The organism is Gymnodinialimonas phycosphaerae (assembly GCF_019195455.1).
Classification (GTDB): Bacteria; Pseudomonadota; Alphaproteobacteria; order Rhodobacterales; family Rhodobacteraceae; genus Gymnodinialimonas; species Gymnodinialimonas phycosphaerae.
Genome location: NZ_JAIMBW010000001.1, coordinates 3,045,824 through 3,067,639, shown reverse-complemented (window position 1 = coordinate 3,067,639; position 21,816 = coordinate 3,045,824). Strand labels below are relative to the sequence as shown.

Annotated in this window: 26 protein-coding genes; 16 read left to right on the top strand and 10 right to left on the bottom strand. The window is 62.7% G+C overall.

All coding sequences use genetic code 11. From position 1 onward, the window contains the following. Positions 1 to 73: 73 nt before the first annotated feature. The 7 genes from KUL25_RS15215 to mutM form a co-directional block, all read right to left on the bottom strand. Positions 74 to 589 (bottom strand): DUF1697 domain-containing protein, encoded by a 516-nt coding sequence (locus KUL25_RS15215; RefSeq protein WP_257893702.1) that lies wholly within the window; start codon positions 587 to 589, stop codon positions 74 to 76. Continuing rightward, entirely contained in the window at positions 586 to 1,674 is a 1,089-nt protein-coding gene (gene recF / locus KUL25_RS15210; protein WP_257893701.1) for a DNA replication/repair protein RecF, read from the bottom strand. Before recF ends, KUL25_RS15215 begins: the two co-directional genes overlap by 4 nt. Before the next feature lie 64 nt (positions 1,675 to 1,738). Then, positions 1,739 to 2,857, bottom strand: coding sequence for a DNA polymerase III subunit beta (dnaN, locus tag KUL25_RS15205; RefSeq protein ID WP_068364590.1), 1,119 nt, complete (start codon positions 2,855 to 2,857; stop codon positions 1,739 to 1,741). Between the two features lie 126 nt (positions 2,858 to 2,983). Next, entirely contained in the window at positions 2,984 to 4,417 is a 1,434-nt protein-coding gene (gene dnaA, locus KUL25_RS15200) for a chromosomal replication initiator protein DnaA (protein WP_257893700.1), read from the bottom strand. Positions 4,418 to 4,967: 550 nt separating this feature from the next. Beyond that, positions 4,968 to 5,234 (bottom strand): 30S ribosomal protein S20, encoded by a 267-nt coding sequence (gene rpsT / locus KUL25_RS15195; RefSeq protein WP_068364586.1) that lies wholly within the window; start codon positions 5,232 to 5,234, stop codon positions 4,968 to 4,970. A 158-nt stretch (positions 5,235 to 5,392) separates the two neighbouring features. Next, positions 5,393 to 6,169 carry an enoyl-CoA hydratase gene (locus tag KUL25_RS15190; protein ID WP_068364585.1) on the bottom strand — a complete coding sequence of 259 codons (777 nt, stop codon included), beginning with the start codon at positions 6,167 to 6,169 and terminating at the stop codon, positions 5,393 to 5,395. Positions 6,170 to 6,232: 63 nt separating this feature from the next. Further along, a complete protein-coding gene (mutM, locus tag KUL25_RS15185) occupies positions 6,233 to 7,084 on the bottom strand; it encodes a bifunctional DNA-formamidopyrimidine glycosylase/DNA-(apurinic or apyrimidinic site) lyase (RefSeq protein WP_257893699.1) in 852 nt (283 codons plus the stop codon). An 87-nt stretch (positions 7,085 to 7,171) separates the two neighbouring features. Here mutM and ubiE point away from each other — a divergent pair, with 87 nt between their 5' ends. Both ubiE and ubiB read left to right on the top strand, forming a co-directional pair. Continuing rightward, complete coding sequence (ubiE, locus tag KUL25_RS15180; protein WP_257893698.1) at positions 7,172 to 7,948, top strand: bifunctional demethylmenaquinone methyltransferase/2-methoxy-6-polyprenyl-1,4-benzoquinol methylase UbiE; 777 nt, start codon at positions 7,172 to 7,174, stop codon at positions 7,946 to 7,948. Beyond that, the gene (gene ubiB, locus KUL25_RS15175) at positions 7,949 to 9,478 is read left to right on the top strand and encodes a 2-polyprenylphenol 6-hydroxylase (protein WP_257893697.1); all 1,530 of its coding nucleotides are present in this window, start codon (positions 7,949 to 7,951) and stop codon (positions 9,476 to 9,478) included. It abuts the gene before it with no gap. A 6-nt stretch (positions 9,479 to 9,484) separates the two neighbouring features. On the opposite strand, the gene KUL25_RS15170 is transcribed toward ubiB, so the two are convergent. Then, positions 9,485 to 10,150 carry a flagellar hook capping FlgD N-terminal domain-containing protein gene (locus tag KUL25_RS15170; protein WP_257893696.1) on the bottom strand — a complete coding sequence of 222 codons (666 nt, stop codon included), beginning with the start codon at positions 10,148 to 10,150 and terminating at the stop codon, positions 9,485 to 9,487. 10 nt (positions 10,151 to 10,160) lie between these two features. Continuing rightward, on the bottom strand, positions 10,161 to 11,039 hold the full coding sequence (locus tag KUL25_RS15165; protein WP_257893695.1) for a flagellar hook-length control protein FliK: 879 nt from the start codon (positions 11,037 to 11,039) through the stop codon (positions 10,161 to 10,163). 1,067 nt (positions 11,040 to 12,106) lie between these two features. On the opposite strand from KUL25_RS15165, the gene KUL25_RS15160 reads away from it, so the two are divergent. The 6 genes from KUL25_RS15160 to KUL25_RS15135 all read left to right on the top strand — a co-directional run bounded on the left by KUL25_RS15160 (position 12,107) and on the right by KUL25_RS15135 (position 16,333). Then, positions 12,107 to 12,409, top strand: a complete 303-nt coding sequence (locus KUL25_RS15160) for a rod-binding protein (protein WP_068364880.1) — start codon at positions 12,107 to 12,109, stop codon at positions 12,407 to 12,409. Further along, a complete protein-coding gene (locus KUL25_RS15155; protein ID WP_257893694.1) occupies positions 12,406 to 12,750 on the top strand; it encodes a hypothetical protein in 345 nt (114 codons plus the stop codon). Before KUL25_RS15160 ends, KUL25_RS15155 begins: the two co-directional genes overlap by 4 nt. A 325-nt stretch (positions 12,751 to 13,075) precedes the next feature. Next, on the top strand, positions 13,076 to 14,644 hold the full coding sequence (locus KUL25_RS15150; protein ID WP_257893693.1) for a flagellin N-terminal helical domain-containing protein: 1,569 nt from the start codon (positions 13,076 to 13,078) through the stop codon (positions 14,642 to 14,644). A gap of 77 nt (positions 14,645 to 14,721) precedes the next feature. Further along, positions 14,722 to 15,138 carry a flagellar biosynthesis regulator FlaF gene (gene flaF / locus KUL25_RS15145; RefSeq protein WP_257893692.1) on the top strand — a complete coding sequence of 139 codons (417 nt, stop codon included), beginning with the start codon at positions 14,722 to 14,724 and terminating at the stop codon, positions 15,136 to 15,138. Beyond that, complete coding sequence (flbT, locus tag KUL25_RS15140) at positions 15,135 to 15,539, top strand: flagellar biosynthesis repressor FlbT (protein ID WP_068364564.1); 405 nt, start codon at positions 15,135 to 15,137, stop codon at positions 15,537 to 15,539. Before flaF ends, flbT begins: the two co-directional genes overlap by 4 nt. Beyond that, on the top strand, positions 15,536 to 16,333 hold the full coding sequence (locus KUL25_RS15135; RefSeq protein ID WP_257893691.1) for a DUF1217 domain-containing protein: 798 nt from the start codon (positions 15,536 to 15,538) through the stop codon (positions 16,331 to 16,333). Before flbT ends, KUL25_RS15135 begins: the two co-directional genes overlap by 4 nt. A 36-nt stretch (positions 16,334 to 16,369) precedes the next feature. Here the strand turns inward: KUL25_RS15135 and KUL25_RS15130 are convergent, their stop codons facing one another. Beyond that, complete coding sequence (locus KUL25_RS15130; protein WP_257893690.1) at positions 16,370 to 17,692, bottom strand: FliI/YscN family ATPase; 1,323 nt, start codon at positions 17,690 to 17,692, stop codon at positions 16,370 to 16,372. A 104-nt stretch (positions 17,693 to 17,796) separates the two neighbouring features. On the opposite strand from KUL25_RS15130, the gene KUL25_RS15125 reads away from it, so the two are divergent. Genes KUL25_RS15125 through flgH form a run of 8 tightly spaced genes read left to right on the top strand, consistent with a single transcriptional unit; the run spans position 17,797 to position 21,813 of the window. Next, positions 17,797 to 18,150, top strand: a complete 354-nt coding sequence (locus KUL25_RS15125) for a FlgB family protein (protein WP_257893689.1) — start codon at positions 17,797 to 17,799, stop codon at positions 18,148 to 18,150. A gap of 2 nt (positions 18,151 to 18,152) precedes the next feature. After that, the gene (gene flgC / locus KUL25_RS15120; protein WP_257893688.1) at positions 18,153 to 18,545 is read left to right on the top strand and encodes a flagellar basal body rod protein FlgC; all 393 of its coding nucleotides are present in this window, start codon (positions 18,153 to 18,155) and stop codon (positions 18,543 to 18,545) included. Between the two features lie 29 nt (positions 18,546 to 18,574). Beyond that, positions 18,575 to 18,859 (top strand): flagellar hook-basal body complex protein FliE, encoded by a 285-nt coding sequence (gene fliE / locus KUL25_RS15115; protein ID WP_068364556.1) that lies wholly within the window; start codon positions 18,575 to 18,577, stop codon positions 18,857 to 18,859. A gap of 4 nt (positions 18,860 to 18,863) precedes the next feature. Further along, positions 18,864 to 19,130 (top strand): flagellar biosynthetic protein FliQ, encoded by a 267-nt coding sequence (locus tag KUL25_RS15110; RefSeq protein WP_068364554.1) that lies wholly within the window; start codon positions 18,864 to 18,866, stop codon positions 19,128 to 19,130. 3 nt (positions 19,131 to 19,133) lie between these two features. After that, positions 19,134 to 19,856 (top strand): flagellar hook-basal body complex protein, encoded by a 723-nt coding sequence (locus KUL25_RS15105; RefSeq protein ID WP_257893687.1) that lies wholly within the window; start codon positions 19,134 to 19,136, stop codon positions 19,854 to 19,856. Positions 19,857 to 19,874: 18 nt separating this feature from the next. Then, entirely contained in the window at positions 19,875 to 20,660 is a 786-nt protein-coding gene (flgG, locus tag KUL25_RS15100) for a flagellar basal-body rod protein FlgG (protein ID WP_257893686.1), read from the top strand. Further along, positions 20,660 to 21,082: a flagellar basal body P-ring formation chaperone FlgA gene (gene flgA, locus KUL25_RS15095; RefSeq protein ID WP_257893685.1), complete on the top strand. Its 423-nt coding sequence runs from the start codon at positions 20,660 to 20,662 to the stop codon at positions 21,080 to 21,082. Before flgG ends, flgA begins: the two co-directional genes overlap by 1 nt. Continuing rightward, complete coding sequence (gene flgH / locus KUL25_RS15090) at positions 21,079 to 21,813, top strand: flagellar basal body L-ring protein FlgH (RefSeq protein ID WP_257893684.1); 735 nt, start codon at positions 21,079 to 21,081, stop codon at positions 21,811 to 21,813. The genes flgA and flgH overlap by 4 nt, the downstream gene beginning before the upstream one ends. The last annotated feature ends 3 nt before the right edge of the window (positions 21,814 to 21,816 follow it).

Genomic DNA, 21,816 nt, shown 5'->3' with positions numbered 1-21,816 from the left:
GTGGTTTTTGTCCCGTTCTGTTGCCCAACATATACGCATTTGGGCAGGCAATGTCACGGGACGAACACAAGATTTAGGGGGTTTGGAGGGCGGCAACCATCCCAGAGATTGCAGCCACGGTATTCCAGTTCCGCGCCGTCACCGGATGGCCTGCCAAACGCTCCAGCCGGGTCGCGATCCTGGAACGCCCGAGGCCCTCGGGCGTGTGCAGCCACAAAACACCTTGGGCGGCATGGACCCGCTCGGAGGAAGAGAGGTGCGCCAGCATTGGTGCCGTGTCGAGGGGGGGGCCGCCATGGAAGAACCCGTGCAAGGCTTTGGGCACGTCGGTCGGCAAAGGGGGCGTCGCGGCGCGGGCGGGCCAATCATCGATCGCCATGATCGTGGGTCGAAAGCCGTGGGCCGCGTCGATCTGGTCGGCCAATGTGGCGGCGTCGACAGGCTGCGGGCAAACCGCATTGCCCGATTGCAGATGGGTTTGCGCGCCGCCCGCGCCGAGATCATCGAGAAGCCCGCGCAGCGCCGCCATGGGCAACTTGCCATGCCCCCCGACATCGATCCCCCGCAGCAGCAGGACTTGCCCGGTCATGTCAGGGCACTTTCGCCGCCATCTTCCGTGACGTGGAAATGTTGTGCCCTTTCACCCAACTCCTCGAACAATTCTGGCCCCGTGCCCGTCATCCACGCCTGCGCCTCCAACGCGCAAATCTCGTCGAACAGCGCGGCGCGTCTGCCGGCATCCAGATGCGCGGCCACTTCATCCAACAACACCAAGGGCGCGTTGCCGGTCTCGGCCTTGAGCGCGCGCGCGTTGGACAGGATCAAGGAGATCAACAGCGCCTTCTGCTCTCCGGTCGAGCATTGCTTCGCGGGGACACCTTTGTCGCGGTAGATCGCGGTCATATCAGCGCGATGTGGCCCCACCAGCGTGCGCCCGGCGGCAAGGTCGCGGGGGCGGCTGTCGGCGAAGGCTTGGGCAAAATCGTCAGCAGTCACGGCCTCATCCCCGTCGATCCCCAGATCAGCCACCGGAAACGCCGTCGCGGCGCCGTCCTGCGCGGCGCTGATCCGGCCAAGCGCGTCGGCACGCCTCGCCACGATGCGCGCGGCGGCCTCGGCCATCTGCGCCTCCAATGCGCGATACCACGCGGGGTCACGGGCATCATCGCGCAGCAGGCGGTTGCGCTCGCGCATCGCCTTCTCATAGCTCAACACGGCCTCGGCGTGGTCGGGCAGAAAGCTCAGCGTGATGCGGTCTAGAAACCGCCGCCGCCCCTCGGCCCCCTCACTCCAGAGCCTGTCCTGCGACGGCACCAGCCACACAATGCGCAACAGCTTTGCCAGTGCCACCTGCGGCGCGGTCTTCCCATCCACTTGCGTGGCCCGCGCCTGTCCGGGCTCTGCCGTCAGAACGATGTCGTGCCCCACACCGGGGCCTGCGACCTCGGCCGAGACTTTCCAGCCAATCGCCTCGGGCCGCCGAATGATCTCTTCGGCCTGCGCCCGGCGCAACCCGCGCCCGGGCGATAGCAACGACACAGCTTCCATCAGGTTGGTTTTGCCCGCGCCATTGGGCCCGAACAACGCAACAGGCCGCCCGTCCAAAGCCAAAGCGGCGCGGCGGTGCGACCGGAAATGCGACAACGTCAGTCGCGAGACGAACACTTTGCCCATCCCGCTCCCCTCGTTCATCTTGCCAAATACAACTCAATCCCGACCTCGGCCACACGCGGCCCGGTCAGACCCTCATCGGCATGACGACGTAAATCGCACTGTCGTCATTGCCTTCGCGCATCAGCGTCGGCTCGGCAGGGCTGGAGAACATGAACACCGCGTTTTCGCGGTCCACCTGGCTGGCAATCTCCAGCAAGTATTTGGCGTTGAAGCCAATTTCCAGCTTTTCGTCGGCATAGGCCACGACCAGTTCGGCCTCTGCGTTGCCCGAATCCGGCGCGTTTACCGACAGCACCAAGCGGTCCTCATCCAGCGACATCTTCACGGCGCGCGAGCGCTCCGAGCTGACGGTGGCCACCAGGTCCACGGCCTTGGCGAAATCGCCCGCGTCCACTTCCATGCGCCGGGTGTTTCCGGAGGGGATCACACGCGTGTAGTCGGGGAAGGTGCCGTCGATGACCTTCGAGGTCAGCGTGATCTCGGGCGTGGCGAAGCGGATCTTCGTCTCGGACACCGACACCGCGATCTGGGCGTCGTCATCATCCAGCAGCTTGCGCAACTCACCCACGGTCTTGCGGGGCACGATCACGCCGGGCATGTCCTGGGCCCCATCGGGCAGGGCGCTGTCGATGCGCGCCAGGCGGTGGCCGTCCGTGGCAACGGCCCGAAGAACCTTGCCGTTGTCGCCCTCTGCGATGTGGAAATAGACGCCGTTCAGGTAGTAGCGCGTCTCTTCCGTCGAGATTGCGAATTTGGACTTGTCGAACAGCCGCCGCAACTCTGGCGCTTTGGCGCTGAAGTTCGCGGCGTAATCGGTGGAGGCCATCACCGGGAAATCTTCCCGGGGCAGCGTCGCAAGTTGGAAGGATGAGCGTCCCGCCTCGATCGTCAGCCGCGCGGCGGTGCTATCTTCGGTCAGCGACACCAGCGCGCCGTCGGGCAACTTGCGCACAATCTCATGCAGCGTCACCGCCGACACGGTGGTCGCGCCCGCGCGTTCAACCTGGGCCGGGGCCTTGTCGACGACCTCGATATCCAGGTCCGTGGCGCGGAAGCTGACCGTATCGCCCTCGGCCTCGATCAGCACGTTGGCGAGGATCGGGATCGTGTTGCGACGCTCCACCACGGATTGCGCCTGAGAGACAGCGCGCAACAGCGTGGCGCGTTCGATGGAGAGTTTCATGGCTATCGCTCCGACAAAGTTTGGGGCCACGAGACTACTCGGACCCCAGTTATTCACAAGTTGAATAAGATACTGCGCGCGCGCGTGCCAGCGTCAAGTGGCATGCGCGCGACGGAATCTGGAAGCCTAGGCTTCCAGCATGCGGCGCAGAAGCTCTGCGTCCTCGGCGATTTGGCTGTCAGCCTGCATCAATTCCTCGATCTTGCGCACGCCGTAAAGGATCGTGGTGTGGTCGCGGCCGCCGAACTTCTTGCCGATTTCAGGCAAGGAGCGTGTCGTCAGTCTTTTGCAAAGGTACATCGCCATTTGGCGCGGCCTGGCAATCACCCGTTGGCGGTTCTGGCTGATCATGTCGACTTGGCGAATCTTGTAGTATTCGCAGGTCTTCTTGAGGATCTCGTCCATCGTGACCTTCTTGTCGGTCGCGCGAAGAACGTCGGTCAGGCATTCCTTGGCCAGATCCACGGTCACCTCACGGCGCACCAGATCGGCGAAGGCGAACAGCCGCGTTAGCGCGCCTTCGAGCACGCGGACGTTTGTCGAAATCTTTTGGGCCAGGTATTCAAGCACGCCGTCCGCAAACTTGATGTGCGGATATTTGGCGCCCAGAATCTCGGCCTTGTGCTGAAGCACGCCAAGGCGCAGCTCGTAATCGGTGGGGTGGATGTCGACGACAAGGCCGCATTGCAGGCGAGACGCGATGCGATTGTCGAGTTCTTCCATATCGACGGGCGCGCGATCGCCGGAAATGACGATCTGTTTGCCCATCTCCACCAGCGCGTTGAATGTGTGGAAGAATTCCTGCTGGGTCGAGGTCTTTCCGGCGATGAACTGGACGTCATCGACCATCAGGATATCGACCGAACGGAAGGTTTCCTTGAAATTGAAGGTGTCCTGTTCGCGAAGCGCTCGCACGAAACGGTGCATGAACTGCTCGGCCGAGAGGTACAGGATCTTGGCGTCGGGGAAACGATCCTGAAGGTCCCACGCGATCGCGTGCATCAGGTGAGTCTTGCCGAGGCCAACGCCGCCGTAAAGGAACAGCGGGTTGAAAGTGACGTCCAGTGTCTCGGCGACGCGACGGGCGGCGGCATGGGCCAGCTCGTTCGGTTTGCCGACGACGAAATTGGCGAAGGTGAAATTCGGGTTCAGCTTGGCACCCGGAAGCTCACGGGGGTGCTGGGGTTGCGGCGCGGCAACCGGCGCGGGCTGTTGGACGGGCGCAGGCGCGGACGCGGCGGCGGGCTGGGGTGTGGCGGCTTGCGGGGTGGATGCCGCAGGGGCCATGGTATTGGCCGGTACGTCAGCAACGTTGCCACGGGGCGCGACGGTGAACTTCACCCGATCCGCCCCGGCGCCGTGCGCCGACAGTTGACGCAGAATCAGATCGCCGAAGTTGTTGGTGACCCAGGACCCGATGAAATTCGTGGGCACATGAAAGTGGGCGGTGCGTTCATCGACACGATCAAATGCGATCGGTTCAATCCATGCGGAGAAGTTGTTCTTACCGACAGCTTTCAACAGCTCCTGGCGCACCTCGTCCCAAGTCTCATTCGTCATGCCTTCGTCCCGTCCTTTTTTACCCGGCGTGTTTTTTACCACCGGCTTCTCACCAGAATCTGCCATGCGCGCCAAAAGATGCCCGGACTAGGCCGGTCGGACCCTCGGACCGCCCTGATGCCCGTTGGTTTGCCAACGGTGCCTTCGGATGGTCCGCGATGTTCGATCACGTCGGCAATATGGTACACCTTAAAGGACCGAACGCAGAGCCATTGGCCCGCAGTTCATCCCTCACATCGTCGATCCAACAGATTTTGACATTGCTGCCAACACGACCGGGATAGTGTCCCCATCCGGCCGGATCGTCTGTCACATCGAAACGCGGTGTTCCCAAATCGCCCCCCAGGCGCTCTGACTCGCAAGTGCAAGTTATCGGGAGTCGCATTCGTGTCGCAACAGGTCTTCGCGCTTGACTCCCAACCTTCTTGAAATCGAATCTCATGGCCGCAATTATGGCCTTGAGACCGTTAACTTTTTAACAAAGAAAAAAGGCGCCCCAATGACGGAGCGCCTTCTATGCAAGGGTCATTGTGCGACCATGGTGTGGCGGTTAGGCGCCAAGCGCCTTCACACGGGCGGCCAGACGCGACATTTTCCGCGACGCCGTGTTCTTGTGCATAACGCCCTTGGTGACGCCTCGCATCAGCTCGGGCTGGGCCTTCTTCAGGGCTTCCGTTGCGGCAGCCTGATCGCCGGAGGCGATAGCCTCTTCGACGAAGCGCAGGTGCGTGCGGATGCGCGAGCGGCGGGCCTTGTTGATGGCGAAGCGACGCTCGTTCTGACGGGCGCGTTTCTTGGCTTGAGGCGAATTGGCCATGGTGTCGATCCTTTCCGGGGCCCATCTTCGGGCATGTTCAATATCTGAGCGTGCGGGGGTCCCGTCTGTCCGGGTTCAGTACCGAACGAATCTGGCCAAAGCGGGCCTCACACGCATGTCTGCGGGTCGTTTAGGCAAAACATCCCGGAAAGGGAAGCCTATTTGTCCCTGAATTGCGGCTCGCGCTTCTCGACGAAGGCTGTCATGCCTTCGGACTGATCCTCGGTCGCGAAAAGGGAATGGAAAACGCGCCGCTCGAACAGCAGGCCTTCGGACAGATGCGTTTGCTCGGCCCGGTTCACGGCCTCCTTGGCGGCCATCGTGGCAATCGCCGATTTCTCGGCGATCTTGGCGGCGGCGCCCATGGCTTCTTCCATCAGCTTTTTCGCCGGCACGACACGTGACACGAGGCCCGAACGCTCGGCCTCTTCGGCGGTCATGAAGCGGCCCGTCAGGTGCATGTCCATGGCCTTGGATTTGCCCACCAGCTTGGTCAGGCGCTGGGTGCCACCCATCCCGGCAATGACGCCCAGGTTGATTTCGGGCTGGCCGAACTTGGCGTTGTCCGCGGCGATGATGAAATCGCAGATCATGGCCAGTTCACAGCCCCCACCCAACGCATAGCCCGCAACGGCGGCGATGATCGGCTTGCGCACGGCGGTGATGGTGCGTTCATCCTTGGCGAACATGTCCTCGGACACGACATCGGCGAAACTTTTTTCGGCCATCTCGGTCACGTCGGCACCTGCCGCAAAGGCCTTGTCCGAGCCGGTCAACACGATGCAGCGCACCTTGTCGTTGGTTTCGGCGGCTTTCAGCGCCTTGCCCAGTTCCTCTAGCAATTGCGCATTCAGCGCGTTCAGCGCGTCGGGGCGGTTCAGTTTGATGAGGCAGATATGATCTTCAATGTCGACGATCAGGGTCTCGTAGGCCATGGAAAGCGCTCGTTCGCTGTTAACTCAAGCCATGAGGGTTAGCACCGCTGGAGAGGGTTTCAACTAACTTTGACATACCGGGCAGTAGAAGCTGGAGCGACCAGATTGCACCTTGCGTTTGATTTTTGCTGCGCAGTCTGGGGTTTGGCAGGCCTTACCTTCCTGCCCATACACCCGAAAGGTGTGTTGAAAATATCCCAGTTCTCCGGTTGCTTGCCGATGGTCGCGCAGGGAAGAGCCTCCGGCTGCGATGGCTTCCCCTAGGACATCCCGGATGATGGGCACCAGAGACGCGACTCGGGGGGCGGCGATGCGGCCCGCGTGGCGCAGCGGGCTGATCCCGGCGCGCCACAACGCCTCGCACACATATATATTGCCAAGGCCCGACACGATGCGCTGATCCAGCAGCGCCGTTTTCACCGGGCTGCGTTTGCCTTTGAACGCCGCGATCAAATGCGCCTCGTTGAATTCGTTGCCAAGCGGTTCGGGCCCGAGGTCACGGATCAACCAATGCTGATCCTGCGTGGCAGTGTCCATCAGGTCCATCGCGCCGAAGCGGCGCGCGTCATTGAAGGTGATGCGGGCGCCCGCGTCGGTGTCCAGCACGACATGGTCGTGCTTTTGCGCGGCGGGGTGGTGATGATGGAAACTGCCCACGACATCGCCGGAAATCTGCATCCGTCCCGACATGCCCAAATGGATTAAAAGCGTCTCGCCGGTATCAAGATCGGCGAGGATGTATTTCGACCGCCGCCGCAGCGCGGTGACCGTCGCGCCCGTCAGGCGCGCGGCCATATTCCTGGGGAACGGCCAGCGCAGGTCGGGCCGGTTCACGGACGCCTTGGCGATGCGCGCGCCCTCCAACACCGGGGCAAGGCCGCGACGCACTGTCTCTACCTCTGGAAGTTCGGGCAAATCGGGCTTTCCTATTCGTCACGGGTCCGTTGCGGCCCCTTGGCTCCGCCCTATAAGAGGGGGCGAGACGGATAAAGGACAAGTCCCATGGCTGATGATCGTACAACAAATTCTGGCGCGCAGTCAGGGGCGACGACTCACTTCGGATTTCAGGACGTGGCCGAAGATCAGAAGGCCGGGATGGTTCATGGGGTCTTCACCAATGTCGCCTCCAAGTACGATGTGATGAACGACGTGATGAGCGTCGGCATCCACCGGGTCTGGAAAGACGCGATGATGGATTGGCTGGCGCCCCGCGATGGCCAGAAGCTGCTGGATGTGGCGGGGGGCACTGGCGATATCTCTTTCCGGTTCCTCAAGCGCGCGCCCGGCGCCCATGCGACCGTGTTCGACATGACGCAATCGATGCTGGATGAAGGCGAGAAACGCGCCGAGGCCGAGGCGATGGCAGACAAGCTGGATTGGGTCTGCGGCGACGCTATGGCACTGCCGTTCGCGGACAACAGCTTTGACGTCTACACCATCAGCTTCGGCATCCGGAACGTGACCCGCATCAACGAGGCCCTGTCCGAGGCCTACCGCGTGCTGCGCCCCGGCGGGCGGCTGATGGTGCTGGAGTTCAGCCAACTGCCCAACGATGGGATGCAGAAGCTTTACGACCTCTATTCCTTCAACGTGATCCCCCGCATGGGCCAGCTGATCGCAGGCGATCGGGACAGCTACCAGTACCTCGTCGAATCGATCCGCAAATTCCCCGACCAAGACACCTTCGCGGGCATGATCCGCGACGCCGAGTTCGAACAGGTGAAATACCGCAACCTGTCGATGGGCATTGCGGCGCTGCATTCGGGCTGGAAACTGTAGGTGCGCGGTCCCCACAACATCTGGCGGCTGGTGCGCACCGGCGCGACCTTCGAGAGAACCGGCGCGATGGGCGCGGTGCTGGAGGCATTGGACGCGCCCGCGCCGATCCGTCTGGCGGCGCGCGTCTTGGGCTGGCCGTTCAAGTGGTTGGGCCTGAAGGGCGACCCAAACGTGCCGCCCGTGCCCCGTGCACTGACGGCCCTTGGACCCGCCTACATCAAGTTCGGGCAAATCCTCTCCACCCGTCCAGACGTCGTCGGCCCCGATATGGCGCTGGAATTGCAGGTCTTGCAGGACAAGTTGCCGCCGTTCCCGGTGGCCGAGGCGCGCCGGGTGGTGGCAGAGGAACTTGGCGGTCCGCTGGAAGAGACGTTCAGCGCGTTTTCCGACCCCATCGCCGCCGCCTCCATCGCGCAGGTTCACCGCGCGACTTTGGCGGGCTCGGGGCGCGACGTCGCCGTCAAGCTTCTGCGTCCGGGGATCGAGCGGGCGTTCAAGAAGGACGTTGACGCCTTTCACCTGATCGCGACCCTGGTCGAGACGCTGTCGCCTTCATCGCGGCGCTTGCGCCCGCGCGATGTGATCGACCACTTCGAAGGCGTCGTGATGCAAGAGCTGGACCTGCGGATCGAAGCCTCTGCCGCCGGAGAGTTCGCGGCAAATACCGCCGATGACGCGTGCTTCGTGGTGCCAGCGGTCGAATGGAACATGTCGACGCGCCGGATGATGGTCCTGGGCTGGGCCGAAGGTCTGCCGCTGTCCGATCTGGCCGCGATCGACGCCGCCGGTCACAACCGGGCCAAGCTGGGCGCGACCGTGCTGCAGATGTTCCTGCGCCACGCCCTGCGCGACGGGTATTTCCACGCTGATATGCATCAGGGCAACCTGAAGGTGGCGCCGAACGGCGACGTGGTAGCGCTCGATTTCGGGATCATGGGGCGGATCGATGAATACACCCGCCGCGTCTATGCCGAGATCCTGATGGGCTTCATCCGCAAGGATTATCGCCGGGTGGCGGAGGTGCATTTCGAAGCGGGCTATGTGCCCGCTGACCGCGACGTGGGGGAATTTGCGCAAGCATTGCGCAGCGTGGGTGAGCCGATCTTCGGTATGGAAGCCTCGAAGATATCGATGGGGCGGTTGCTGGCCTATCTGTTCGAAGTGACTGAACGCTTTGGGATGGAAACCCGGACTGAGCTGATTCTTCTGCAACGCACCATGGTTGTGGTGGAGGGCGTGGGCCGGTCCCTTGATCCCGATCTGAACATCTGGGCCGTCGCCCAACCCGAGGTTGAGACGTATATCGCCAATGCCATCGGCCCCAAAGCCATCGCGCGTGATCTGTTCCGCACAGCCTCTGTGCTGTCGCGCTTCGGGCCGCGCTTGCCGCAACTGGCCGAGGCCGCGCTGATCGCACAGGCCCATCCGGTGAAACCGATCCCCCCCAGCCGTTGGCCGGAACGGCTGGCGATTGGCTTCGGCGGTCTGGCCGTCGGTCTTGGGGCAGCGCTGATCTGGGCGCTGTTCTAGGCCGCGCTACGACGCCCGCCGCAGGCCTTGCACGGCATCCGCGGGCACGGTCACGCCATTTTCCATGGTGACAAAGACCTCTCCCGAGAGGGTCTGCGCCTCGGATATCTCGCCGAACACGAAGGCGGCACGTTCTTCCAGCACATCTTCACCGCGCCAGCTTTGGGCGGATAGCGTGTAGGTGTCATGGGGCAAGGGGTAGCCGTCATCGCCGGTGCCATCCCAGGAGAACGGCTCATCCCCAAGCACGGCGGGGGTGGAGGCCACGACATCTCCGGCGCGGTTGCGCACGACCAGTTCCACCCGGTCCGCAAGGGTGTTTGGGGCGATTTGCACTGTCGTGGCTTGCCCGGTGAAGTTCACCGGCATCTCGGCCCGCGCCTCCATCCCGATCCAGCCCGACAGTTGCCCCATGTTCATGGACGCGAAACTGGCTTGCAGGCCCCGCAACAGATCGTTGGTCTCCACCTGCTGCTCCACCGCTGAAAACGTCGCTAGCTGCGCCGTGTATTCGGTGGAATCGGCGGGGTTGAGGGGGTCTTGGTTCTGCATTTGCGTGGTGAGAAGCCGCAGAAACATGTCGAAATCCGTCGTGATCGAGGCGGCGGTCGTGTTGTCCTGTGCGGCGGTGGCCGTGCTGGTATTGGTCTGAAGGGCGGAAAGGATTTCCATGGGGTCGCTCCTATAATCTGAGGTCGAGGCCGCCAGCGGCGGTGCGTTGCGGCAGAGGGTGCGTGCCCTCGATGTCGGGGTCGACGACCCGATTGGATGGCCCGTCGTGGGCGTCGCGGTGGGCTGTGCCGCTGTTGTGGTTATCACCCTCTTGGCGGATCTGGACGGACGGGGCGTCCAGCCCGGCCTGCGCGAATTCCTGGGCCAACAACTCCAGATGGCGCCGCATCAGGTCAGCCGTTTCTGGCCGTTCGGCCTGGATCACCAACGTCATGGCACCCGCGACGTCCGTGATCTGCATACGCACGCGCCCAAGTTCGGGCGGGTCGAGCGCCAGTTCCAATGGCGCGTCTGTATTATCGGAAGCCCGGTTGGTGAGGGCCGCCGCGATCTGCTGTGCAATCGTTTGAGCGGTTGCCGAGGGTGCATGGCTCAGCACTGAGGTCGAGGGGGTCAAGGCTGTCGTCGATAGAACGGATGACGGGGTTTGCAGCGCGAAGTCGAGGTCCGGCAATGTGTCGTTGATGGCGTCCAGGCCGTTGGTGATGGTGGTGGCCAGCGGTGGCGCGGTGGTGGGGGGCGGCGCCGCGATCACAGGCGCGGGTTGGCTGGCCGGGGCGATCGTCCAACCGCCGATTCGGACCGGCTGTCCTTCACGGGGGGAAGGCGCGTCTTGCGCGGCATCCCTTGTGTGGCGGGGCGATGGGGCGGGCTCCGGTGATTGGGGCGTCATCGCGGTGCCCGGCGCGCGCATATCCGGCACTTGGGTTTGGGGGCGGAAGGGCGGTACGTCCGATTGCTCCGCACCCGCCTTCGGATGCGCGTCCAAAAGGGTTTGGCCACGGGCCCCCGGCGGGTTCGCGGGTGAAGCGGTCGACTGCAGTGGCATGGGTCCACCTGCGTCTGATCGCCCCGAGGCCGTCGCCGTTGGAAGGGTAAGGGGCTGATCCGGCTGGCTGGTCCGAGGGCTTGGCGGAATCGTTTGCGGCAACAAGTCCACGCCAGCGGGATCCTTTGGCGCGACGGGACTTGTCTGCGGCTGAACCTGAGGTCCCCGCGGATCCGAAGGCGGGATCGTCAGGGGCTGAGAGAGCACGCCTGTGCGGTCCTTTGGAAGGCCAGCGCGGTCACTCGGAGGGATCGTAAGTGGCCCGGACTGATCCGCGCGGGGCACAGCCGCGCCACTACGACCAGGAAGGGTTTGAGGCAACGGTACCTCTTCCCCGGAGGTGCCGAGTGCTGCACTGGATGCGGGTTGCGCCTGCCCTGAAATGGCCCCCCCTGCGCCAAGCATATTGCCGACCGAAACGGGCGTTGGGTTCGACATGATAGAAGCGGTGCCCCCGATTTGAACAGGACGCGCATAGCTTCCCGGACGCGGCGGTGTGGGCCCCGGTTGATCCGGGTCCTGCGTGCCGATTGGCGATGTGGGGGGCCCGACCTCTGGCGAGGGGCGCCCCTGTGCGGGTACCCGTGCACCGGGCCGTACATCGGCAAATTGGGCATTGATCGCGATGTGGGTGGGCGTAGGAGGCTCTGGCCTTTGCGCGCCGCCTGCACCGGGAAGAACCGCAAGCGGGGCGTCGACGTCGACCTCATTGATGGGGCTTGTCGGGGGCGCCTCAGGCACGGGGAGGCGCGTGGCATCCTCACCGGGCATTGCGGTGGAAGCGGCCCCGTCCGAGTCGGTGTTGGCGGCACCCTCCGCCCTGTCACCAGCGCCCATTTCATCGAACGTGGCCCCAAAGGCCGCGCCCTGAAGGGCCGTTGAAGCGCCGTCGGGGCGACCCTGTGAGCGTGTGCCTTGCCCGATAGAAGCGAGGCTGTGTAACAGATCATCCATTCTGGCTGTCCGATTTTGTTATCAATGTCCCCTCTGTAACCTCCAATCTCCTTACGATTTGTTTACACGCGTCTGCGAAGGTCGAAGAAATCCCTCGAATGCGAGAGACTTTGATGACGACACCGATTCTATCTGCAACGCTCCGGCCCGATGGTCCGCTGCCCTCCCACGACCGCCACGCGCAGATGCGCGAGGTAGCTGAGGACTTGGAAGCCGCGTTTCTGGCGGAGATGTTGAAACATGCAGGTTTTGGCGAGGCGCGCGATCACGAAAGCTTCGGCGGCGGCATAGGGGAGGAACAATTCAGCTCCATGTTGCGTGATGAACATTCCCGCGCGCTTTCGGCGATCGGTGGCATCGGCCTCGCCGAGTCGATCTTCGACTCTCTCGTGCGACGGGCGGAGGCGGGCCAATGATGGGTTTGCGAAAACCGGCATCCAAATACGTGACTGAGTTGCTGGAGGCGCAACACAACGCCCTTCTGCGGGGTGATCTGGACGTTTTGGGACGCATGGCGCCTGAATTGGAGCGGGCCTTCACCCGGTTGGGCCAGGAACGCGGCGCAAGAGACACCATGGAACAGATAAAGCGCGCCGCCGCGCGCAATGCGCGCCTGCTGAAGGCGGCGCAAGCCGGCGTGTCCTCGGCGCGGGCGCGTCTGACCGCGTCGCGCTCGCCCGAGTTAACGACGTACGGCGCCGACGGCCAAAGCAAAACGGGCGCCCCAGCGACGGGCCGCACCTTCGCACGCCGCTAGAGGATTGCGCCAACTCCAAGGTGACGTGGCCCTGTGTCGGGGTGCCAGGCCTGCCGTTCGGCGGGCCTACGCATATGCCGTACCCCGCCTTTCCCAATCCCATTTATCCCGAAGTCGGTTCAAATCCTCCGTATTTACGGAGCTGCCCTTAGCGACTTGTTTAGGCTTTCCCCTCAAACAGAAATTCGCATCCAAAGGGATGGCGTGGCCCCAACACATCGGGCTGCAACCGTCAGAAAGACGTTTAATCGGCGCCCCAGAACCGGTCGCCGGACCTTGAACAGCGTGGAAAGCACACGCTAGCAAACCAGTGGAAAGGGACGTTATGTCCAGCATTCTGACGAATAACAGCGCGATGGTCGCGCTTCAGACCCTTAAGTCGGTCAACTCCAACCTTCAACAAACCCAATCCGAAATCTCGACAGGCAAGTCGATTGCTTCGGCCAAGGACAACTCTGCCGTCTGGGCGATCTCGAAGGTCATGGAATCGGACGTGAAGGGTTTCAAGGGCATTCAGGAATCGCTCAGCCTTGGTGAATCCACCGTTGCTGTTGCGCGTAACGCATCCGAGACGGTGACTGACCTTCTGACCGATATCAAAGGAAAGATCGTCGCCGCCCAGGAAGAGAATGTGGACCGCGCGAAGATCCAGACGGACATCGAAGCGTTGACCGACCAGATCAAATCGGTTGTCGGTGCGGCGCAGTTCAATGGTTTGAACCTTGTGTCCGGCACGGAAGACGTCAACATCCTGTCCTCGCTGGACCGTTCCGGTTCCGGCGATGTGTCGGCTGCCAACATCACAATCGCACGGCAGGATCTAGGCACGGGCAAGGGCACCTACGGACCGGATGCCGTGACGGGTGGCGACCTGACGGCGCTGGGCTCACTCAATGGTGCAGCCTCCGCCACCAGTGGCGCGCAGGCGGGTCTGAGCGCGCAGATCCAGATCACGGAAGGCACCACGACTGGATTTGCCGCCGATGACACCTTCAGCGTGACCGTTGGGGGATCGTCGTTCACCGTGACACTGGACGGAACAGAGGATGCCACCGGTGTGGCAACGCTGATCCAGGGTGAGATCAACTCTCGGGATATCAAAGGCATCACGGCAGCGGCCGGGGCAAACCCGGGTGAGTTGGTGATTTCCAACACCAATGCCTTCTCGGATGTGGATGTCGAGGTCAGTGAAACCCTGGCCGATACAAGCGGAACGGCCGGTGCGAACATTGAAGAGTTGAACGGAGATACCGGTCTGACCCAGACCAGCGGCACAATCGCACAGCGGGCTGAGGCGATTGACTTCAGTGCTGCAGCCAACGTGGCCGAGGGCGATGGGTTCGAGGTGACGGTTGCCGGTGCCGCGTTCCGTTATATCGCCGGTGCTGGTGAGACGATGGAGGATGTCGCCCGTGGCCTGAAAACGGCCATCGATTCGAACCCGCCCGATGGCGTGACGACCAAGGTTCAGCAGGACGATACCACCGGTGCCTATTCCTTGGCGATCGATTACGACAACGCATCGACCACGACGATCGCGCTTGCGGCGTCCACCGGTGGTGAAGCGTCGGGCGGATTGTTCGGGCTCGATAACATCGATGTGGAGACCAACACCGGTGCGGACTCGGCGCTCGACAACATCGAGGGTCTGATCCAGAATTCCATCGACGCAGCGGCGTCTTTCGGTACGGCAGAGGGCCGGATCGAAACGCAGTCCGATTTCGTGGGAAAGCTGATGGATTCGCTGAAGTCCGGGATCGGTACGCTGGTGGATGCGGATCTGGAAGAGACGTCTGCGCGTTTGCAGGCCTTGCAGGTGCAACAGCAGCTGGCCACCCAGTCCCTGTCCATCGCCAACCAGGCACCGCAGAACATTCTTTCGCTGTTCCGGTAAACCAGCCGGCCACCGGGGCGCGATAACCGCGCCTCGGTGGTTTCTATCCCGAATATCCTCGCGATTGATCAAAGATCATGATCGCGCCCGGCCCAGAAGCCAGCTCAAGGAGCACTCTCGTGATTTCCACCTCGCTTGCCCAAACCGCTTACGCCGCCTCCGCAACACCCGTGCGGACAGAGCGGGGCACCGAATACGCCGCTTTCCAAACCGTGACGGCGCGTCTCAACAAAGCCCGACGCGATGGCGCGTCGATGTCCGAACGTACGGCGGCGCTGCACGATAACCGCAAATTGTGGACCATTCTCGCCTCGGATCTTGCCGATAGTGACAATGGCTTGCCACAGTCCCTGCGCGCGCAGCTGTTCTACCTGGCTGAATTCTCTCTCCTGCAGTCTCGCAAGGCGCTCCATGAGGCTGACGCCTTGGGCGGATTGGTCGAGATCAACACGGCAGTGATGCGGGGATTGAGCGGACAGGAGGCAGCGGCATGAGCGGCCTTGTCCTGAAGCTCGGGCCCAAGGAACGGGTCCTCGTCAATGGCGCGGTGATCGAGAACGGCGACCGGCGCACGCGCTTGTCGATTGTGACACCCGGCGCGAACATTCTGCGGCTGCGCGATGCGATTCACCCCGAAGAGGTGAACACACCGGTGCGCAGGGTCTGCTACATCGCACAGCTTGTGCTGTCGGGTGATGCAGATTTCGACGACGCCAAAGCGCAGCTTTTGCGCGGGATGGAGCAGTTGAGCCAGGTGTTCACCGACTCAGACAGCCGCTCTCTGTTGTCCCAGGCAACCGATAATCTTGTCGATGGCCAAGTCTACCAGACTCTCAAATCGCTTCGGGGGCTCTTGGCCCGGGAAGAGCGGATGATGGCGGCTGGCCGCGCATGACCTTCGCGCCGGTCCTTCCCTTGGGTGGCTATGCGGGCTGGAAAGTGTTGCAGGCCACCCTTGACACACAGCAGGAGCGGTTCGCCGAGGACCCCGCCCAAAGTCGGGACCGTGCGTACTTCAAGGAGAACATCGGCGCCATCACCTCGGCAGAGGAATTGGTGAGCGACTACCGCCTCCTGCGCGTGGCCCTTGGCGCCTTTGGTTTGGACGATGACCTGCCCAACCGGGCCTTTGTGGAAAAGGTACTGTCCGACGGGGTCACCGATGACGATGCCCTGTCGAACAAGCTGGCGGACAAGACCTATCGCAAGTTCTCGGAGGCCTTCGGGTTCGGCAGCATCCTTCCGCCCCTGACCCAAGGGCCGGGCTTCGCGGACAAGATCCTGGCGCGGTTCGATCAGCAGGCTTTTGAAGTCGCGGTGGGCGAACAAGACACGGATATGCGCTTGGCGCTGGAGGCCACGCGTGAGCTTCCAGAGATTGCGGCAGCCGACACAAGCGACGCGACCGCATGGTTGACCGTGCTGGGTGATACGGCCTTGCGTCAGGTGTTCGAGACCGCCTTTTCCTTGCCAAGTACCATCGGGTCCGTGGATCTGGACCAACAGCTGGAAGCGTTTCGGAAAGGCGCCGAACGCGTCCTGGGTACGTCCGAATTCAGTGTCCTTCAGGATCCCGCCGCTGTGGAGGATTTGGTGCATGCCTTCACCTTGAAATCCCAACTCGCGGCGGGACCTTCGGCTTTCACCCGTGGGGCAAGCGCCGTAACGCTCTTGCAGAACCTGGTCTAGCTTACAGAACCTTGTCTGGTGCTTCAGGTCCTTCCGCTATTTTCCAATGGGAACATCGGCGGCTGACAGGATCTTTCGCAATTCATTGAACGTCTGCCCGATGTCCACGGAGGCAGGGTTTCCGATGAAAGCATCCAGATCGCCCCAAACCTTGACCGCGCCGTCCGTGATGGGATCGGCACCGGGCGAATAGAGCCCGGCTTGCAGCATCATCTCGGCGCGATCATAGGCCCCAAGCAATTGCCGGGCGCGCAGAATCATCTTGTTCTCCTCGGCAGAGGCGGCGTTCGGCAGGGACCGGCTGACGGATCGCAGCAGGTCGATAGCGGGGTAGCGACCCCTTTCCGCGATCCCTCGCGATAGGACAATGTGGCCATCCAGGGTGCCGCGCATGACGTCGGCCACCGGCCCTTCCATATCGGAGCCCGCCACAAGGACCGAGAATATGGCCGTGATGTCGCCTTGTGTTCCGGCCCCGGGCCCGGCGCGTTCTGCCAAAGCCATGATCGTTTGCGCCATGGAAGCAGGAAAACCGCTGGGGCCAAAGGGTTCCCCGGCGGCGGCGGCAACATCGCGCTGCGCCTCTGCGAACCGGGTGATGGAATCGGCCAGAACCAGCACATTGCGCCCTTGATCGCGGAAATATTCCGCAACGGCCATCATCGCATGGGCGGCCCTTGCACGGGTAAGGGCCGGGCGATCAGAGGTGGCAGCCACGACAACGGCGCGGGCCAATCCTTCGGGCCCCAGGGTTTCACTGACAAAATCCCGAACCTCGCGCCCCCTCTCCCCAATCAACCCGATGACCACGACGTCAGCGGTCATCCCTTCGGCCAGCGCAGCGGTGAGGTGCGATTTCCCAACGCCCGATCCCGCAAACAGCCCTACGCGTTGGCCTTGAACGATCGGCAAAAGCGTATCGAACACGGCAAACCCGGTTTGCAACCGCGCCCCCAATCCACGGCGTGCGGCGGGCGAGGGGGGCGGTGTCACCAAAGGGTAGGCGATGGGGCCGGGCAGGATCGCGCGACCATCCATGGGCTGTCCGTCCGGGTCGATCACGCGGCCAAGCCAACTGTCGTGGGGCGCAATCGTGGCTGGTCCAAGGTGCGCTACGGCGGCCCCTAGACGAAACCCGTCGGCAGGGCCTTCCGGCATCACGCGGGCGCGCCCGGCCTCCATCCCGACGATTTCGCCGCTGACCTCGGGGCTGAAACGAACGCGGTCGCCCAAGGCGGCGACCCGGTCGAGGCCCGAGACGATCACGCAATCGCGCCCCATCGAGGAAATCTTGCCAACGGCCTGCGCCGTTTTGATGCCGCGCAGCTGCGCGCGCAGAAGATCGAATGCGTCGGTCATGGCGGGTTCTCCGGGCCAATCGGCACGCGGGCCGCGCGCCTTCATTACGGAATGTAAAGGAATCAGTCTTAAGCATTGGTGTAGCCGAGATGGGAGAAGCCCAGATGTTTGAAGGCCTAGAGATTTTTCAACTTGCCCGCGGGCTCGCCCGCCACTCCGCGTCCCGTCAGGCCGTGGTCGCGCAGAATATCGCGAATGCCGATACGCCCGGTTATCGCGCCCGCGATGTTGCGGATTTTGACCAAACCTGGCGCAATATGACGGCCGAGGCCCGGATGGGTCGGGCCGAAATGCCGATGCGTGTCATCGACGCGGGCACACCGGCATCGCCCAATGGCAACTCCGTTTCGCTGGAGTTTGAGATGCTTCGCGGGATCGAAGCCCAACGCGCCCACAGCCGGGCGCTGCGGGTCTACGGATCGGCCATGACAATCCTACGCACAAGTATCGGGCGCTAATCATGACAGATTTTTCAAATGCCTTGTCGGTTGCTGCCTCTGGCATGCGTGCGCAAGCACAACGCCTGACCCATGTGTCCGAGAATATCGCAAACGCCGATACCCCCGGATACCACCGAAAGATCACCAGTTTCGAGGCCGAGCGGGGCGTTGGCGCCACCGAAGGTGCTGTACGCACCGGGCCCGTGCGCCTCGATCAAACGGCGCTTCCGGTGATTTTCGATCCCTCCCACCCGATGGCCGATGACGGTGGAAGCTATGAAGGCTCCAACGTTGATCTGGTGATCGAACTGGCCGATGCGCGTGAAGCGCAGCGGTCCTACGAGGCCAACCTGCGGATCTTCGACCAGATCCGGCAGATGTCCACTTCCCTGAACGATTTGCTACGTCGCTAAACCCACCCCGCATCTGAGGAGAAACCCGGATGGATATCAGTCAAGCCCTTGCCGCCCGCGCCTATGGGCAGCCGCGCCCGACCCCGCAACCCGAGCAATCGCAGGAGGCGGGCGCCTTCACGCAAGCCGTGTCCAGCTTCGCGGAAACCGTTGCCAATGGTGAAGCCCAGGCCCGCGCCGCGATGACGACGGGCGCCGATCCCCATTCCCTGGTCACGGCGCTTGCGCAGACGGAACTGGCGGTGGAGACCGCCGTTACCATCCGTGACCGCGTCGTCGAAGCCTACCAGGAAATTCTTCGGATGCCGGTCTGAACCCATGGATGAAATGATCTTCTTCGACACCCTGCGCCAAGGGCTTTGGATATCAGTTATCACTGCGACCCCGATCCTGGCGGCAGCCCTGATCTCGGGCGTTCTGGTGGGCCTGTTCCAGGCGCTTACCAGCGTGCAGGAAATGACGCTGACCTTCGTCCCGAAACTCGCGGCGATCGTTGTCGTCTTCTGGGTGTCCATGGGGTTCATGTCCCAAACCCTCGTCTCGTATTTTACCGACACGCTCGTGCCGATCATAGCGGGGATGTAACCCATGGATAACGCAGGATATACGTCCCTCACGCGGTTGTCTGGCCTGATGCGAGAAATGTCCGTCGTCGCCAACAATATCGCCAATATCTCAACCACTGGATTTCGGTCCGAAGGGTTGATTTTTGCCGAACATATTGCTGTTACCGGCCCTCGGGACCCGTCGCTTAGCATGGGCACCGCGATCGCCCATTCCATCAGCGCCCAACAAGGTGCGTTGGAACAAACGGGCAGTGAGTTTGACCTTGCCATCGAGGGCGAGGGGTTCTTCCTGATCGACACCCCAGACGGTGAAGCGCTGTCGCGTGCCGGTGCCTTCATCCGCAACGATGCCGGAGAGTTGGTGACGCCTGATGGCAACTACCTGCTCGACGCGGGCGGCGCGCCGGTTTTCGTTCCGCCGCAGGCCAGCGCGGTGGCGGTCGCACCCGACGGGACCATCTCTGCCGATGGGCAACCGCTGACGGTCGTGGGCCTCTACATGCCCAATGATCCGTTGGAATTGACCCGTCGCGCGGGCACGACCTTTACCGTCGAATCGGGTGTTCGGCCCGCCGAAAACGCCCGTGTCCTGCAAGGGTTTCTAGAGCAATCGAACGTAGATCCGATGATGCAAGTCGCCCGCATGATCGAGGTCCAGCGCGCCTATGAGCTGGGGCAAAGCTTCATGGATGCGGAAGATAACCGCATCCGAGACTTCCTCCGCACCGCCGGCCAACGCAGTTAATCCAGAAAGGATAACCCCATGAGAGCCTTGGATATCGCCGCCACGGGCATGAGCGCGCAGCAACTGCGCGTGGACGTGATTTCGAACAATATCGCGAACATGTCGACGACGGGCTACAGTCCACGCCGCGCCGATTTCGCGGACCTGCACTATCAGCAACTTGTGCGGGCTGGCGCGATCAACGCCTCTGACGGAACGGTTGTTCCTGCGGGCGTGCAAGTAGGCCTTGGCGTGCGACCCGCCGCCGTGACCGTCACGTGGGAACAAGGGTCCCTTGGCGCCACGGGCGGCCAGTTGGACGTCGCGATCGAAGGGCGCGGTTACCTTGAAGTCACGCTTCCAAGCGGCGAAAGCGCCTATACCCGCGACGGCGCGTTGCAGCGCACCGGGGATGGATTGATCGTGACAAACGACGGCTTCGAAGTGAACCCCGGCATCACCATTCCCGACGACGCCCGCGACATCACGATCAACGCGAATGGAGAGATCTACGCCTCTTTCCTCGATCATGTTCAGCCGCAACTACTGGGGCAGCTGAACATGGTGCGGTTCTCCAACGACAATGGTCTGGAGGCGATTGGCTCCAACCTGTTCCTTGAAACGGGTGCCTCCGGCACGCCTTTGGCCGGTGCCCCCGGGCAAGACGGGCTTGGGACGTTTCGGCAGGGCTATGTGGAGCAATCCTCGGTGGATGCCGTGCGCGAAATCAGTGACCTGATCGAGGCGCAGCGGGGCTACGAATTGAACGCCAAGGTCCTGACCGCCGCCGACCAGATCCTCGGCGCAACGACGCAGGTGCGCTGATGCGGTGGTTTCTTCTGATGCTGGCCCTCGCCAGTCCCGCCACGGCCCAGGAAACCGTGATTGCCGCAGGCACCATTCGGGGTTCTGCCCTGATTGGTCCCGCCGACGTCGCAGTGATTGAGGGCGCCACCCCCGGTGCGCTGTCGGACATGTCCCATGCCATCGGCATGGAGGCGCGCGTGAATCTGTATCCGGGCCGCCCGATCCGCCCCGGCGATCTGCGCCCCCCCGCCATCGTGGAGCGCAATGAGATCGTCTCGCTTCGCTACAATTATGGCGGACTTCTCGTGATGACCGAAGGGCGTGCGCTTGATCGCGCAGCCGAGGGGGAGGCGCTTCGCGTCATCAACCTCGCCTCCCGTCAAACCGTTACCGCCACGGCCACTGGGCCTGGCCTTGTCACCGTTGGACCCAATCGATGAATACTCGTGCCTATGTTTTTCTAATCCTCGCTGCGATCAGCCTTTCGGGCTGTGGCCGTTTGTCAGAGATCGGGCAGACCCCGGATCTGACCTCTCCCGCCGATGGGAATGAGGTTTTCGCCATGAATGTGAGACCCATTCCCGACGCGCGTGATGTGCCGGACCGGGCCGAGGGGGCCTCTCTTTGGACATCGGGGCGGGCCTCGCTTCTGGGCGACCGCCGCGCCAGCGCGCGTGGGGACATCCTGACCGTCGTGATCGAAATCGATGACAGCGCCGAGTTCTCCAATTCGTCCGAGCGCGAGCGCTCCGGGTCCGAGCAGATGGGCATCCCCAATCTCTTTGGCCTGCCGCAACGGGTGGACGGATTGCTGACCCAAGGCGGATCGCTTGGCGAAGCGGTCGAGTTTGACAGCGCCAGCAGCTCATCCGGCGAAGGTGCCACGCGACGCAATGAACAGCTTACCCTACGGGTCGCGGCGACGATTACCGAGGTGCTTCAGAATGGCGTTCTGCGCATCGAGGGCAGTCAAGAGGTTCGGGTGAACAACGAGGTACGAGAGCTTCTGGTAACAGGCTACGTGCGGCCCGAGGACATCTCGCGCCAGAACGCCATCGAGTATGATCGAATCGCCGCTGCCCGAATCTCTTACGGGGGACGCGGGTTGATCACGGACGTTCAGCGGCCGCGCTACGGCCAGGAAATCGCCGACACCATTCTGCCATTCTGACCC

What these genes read in the sequence shown, in the direction of transcription:
- dnaA (WP_257893700.1), bottom strand. Translation starts at nt 4,417, where the DNA reads ATGACGAATGAGACTTGGGACGAGGTGCGCCAGGAGCTGTTGAAAGCT.
- KUL25_RS15190 (WP_068364585.1), bottom strand. Translation starts at nt 6,169, where the DNA reads ATGGCCTACGAGACCCTGATCGTCGACATTGAAGATCATATCTGCCTC.
- fliE (WP_068364556.1), top strand. Translation starts at nt 18,575, where the DNA reads ATGGATATCAGTCAAGCCCTTGCCGCCCGCGCCTATGGGCAGCCGCGC.
- KUL25_RS15135 (WP_257893691.1), top strand. Translation starts at nt 15,536, where the DNA reads ATGACCTTCGCGCCGGTCCTTCCCTTGGGTGGCTATGCGGGCTGGAAA.
- KUL25_RS15170 (WP_257893696.1), bottom strand. Translation starts at nt 10,150, where the DNA reads ATGGAAATCCTTTCCGCCCTTCAGACCAATACCAGCACGGCCACCGCC.
- dnaN (WP_068364590.1), bottom strand. Translation starts at nt 2,857, where the DNA reads ATGAAACTCTCCATCGAACGCGCCACGCTGTTGCGCGCTGTCTCTCAG.
- rpsT (WP_068364586.1), bottom strand. Translation starts at nt 5,234, where the DNA reads ATGGCCAATTCGCCTCAAGCCAAGAAACGCGCCCGTCAGAACGAGCGT.
- KUL25_RS15215 (WP_257893702.1), bottom strand. Translation starts at nt 589, where the DNA reads ATGACCGGGCAAGTCCTGCTGCTGCGGGGGATCGATGTCGGGGGGCAT.
- recF (WP_257893701.1), bottom strand. Translation starts at nt 1,674, where the DNA reads ATGGGCAAAGTGTTCGTCTCGCGACTGACGTTGTCGCATTTCCGGTCG.
- flaF (WP_257893692.1), top strand. Translation starts at nt 14,722, where the DNA reads ATGATCGCGCCCGGCCCAGAAGCCAGCTCAAGGAGCACTCTCGTGATT.
- flgG (WP_257893686.1), top strand. Translation starts at nt 19,875, where the DNA reads ATGAGAGCCTTGGATATCGCCGCCACGGGCATGAGCGCGCAGCAACTG.
- KUL25_RS15155 (WP_257893694.1), top strand. Translation starts at nt 12,406, where the DNA reads ATGATGGGTTTGCGAAAACCGGCATCCAAATACGTGACTGAGTTGCTG.
- KUL25_RS15165 (WP_257893695.1), bottom strand. Translation starts at nt 11,039, where the DNA reads ATGCCACTGCAGTCGACCGCTTCACCCGCGAACCCGCCGGGGGCCCGT.
- flgC (WP_257893688.1), top strand. Translation starts at nt 18,153, where the DNA reads ATGACAGATTTTTCAAATGCCTTGTCGGTTGCTGCCTCTGGCATGCGT.
- KUL25_RS15130 (WP_257893690.1), bottom strand. Translation starts at nt 17,692, where the DNA reads ATGACCGACGCATTCGATCTTCTGCGCGCGCAGCTGCGCGGCATCAAA.
- ubiE (WP_257893698.1), top strand. Translation starts at nt 7,172, where the DNA reads ATGGCTGATGATCGTACAACAAATTCTGGCGCGCAGTCAGGGGCGACG.
- flgH (WP_257893684.1), top strand. Translation starts at nt 21,079, where the DNA reads ATGAATACTCGTGCCTATGTTTTTCTAATCCTCGCTGCGATCAGCCTT.
- KUL25_RS15110 (WP_068364554.1), top strand. Translation starts at nt 18,864, where the DNA reads ATGGATGAAATGATCTTCTTCGACACCCTGCGCCAAGGGCTTTGGATA.
- KUL25_RS15150 (WP_257893693.1), top strand. Translation starts at nt 13,076, where the DNA reads ATGTCCAGCATTCTGACGAATAACAGCGCGATGGTCGCGCTTCAGACC.
- KUL25_RS15160 (WP_068364880.1), top strand. Translation starts at nt 12,107, where the DNA reads ATGACGACACCGATTCTATCTGCAACGCTCCGGCCCGATGGTCCGCTG.
- KUL25_RS15105 (WP_257893687.1), top strand. Translation starts at nt 19,134, where the DNA reads ATGGATAACGCAGGATATACGTCCCTCACGCGGTTGTCTGGCCTGATG.
- flgA (WP_257893685.1), top strand. Translation starts at nt 20,660, where the DNA reads ATGCGGTGGTTTCTTCTGATGCTGGCCCTCGCCAGTCCCGCCACGGCC.
- KUL25_RS15125 (WP_257893689.1), top strand. Translation starts at nt 17,797, where the DNA reads ATGTTTGAAGGCCTAGAGATTTTTCAACTTGCCCGCGGGCTCGCCCGC.
- flbT (WP_068364564.1), top strand. Translation starts at nt 15,135, where the DNA reads ATGAGCGGCCTTGTCCTGAAGCTCGGGCCCAAGGAACGGGTCCTCGTC.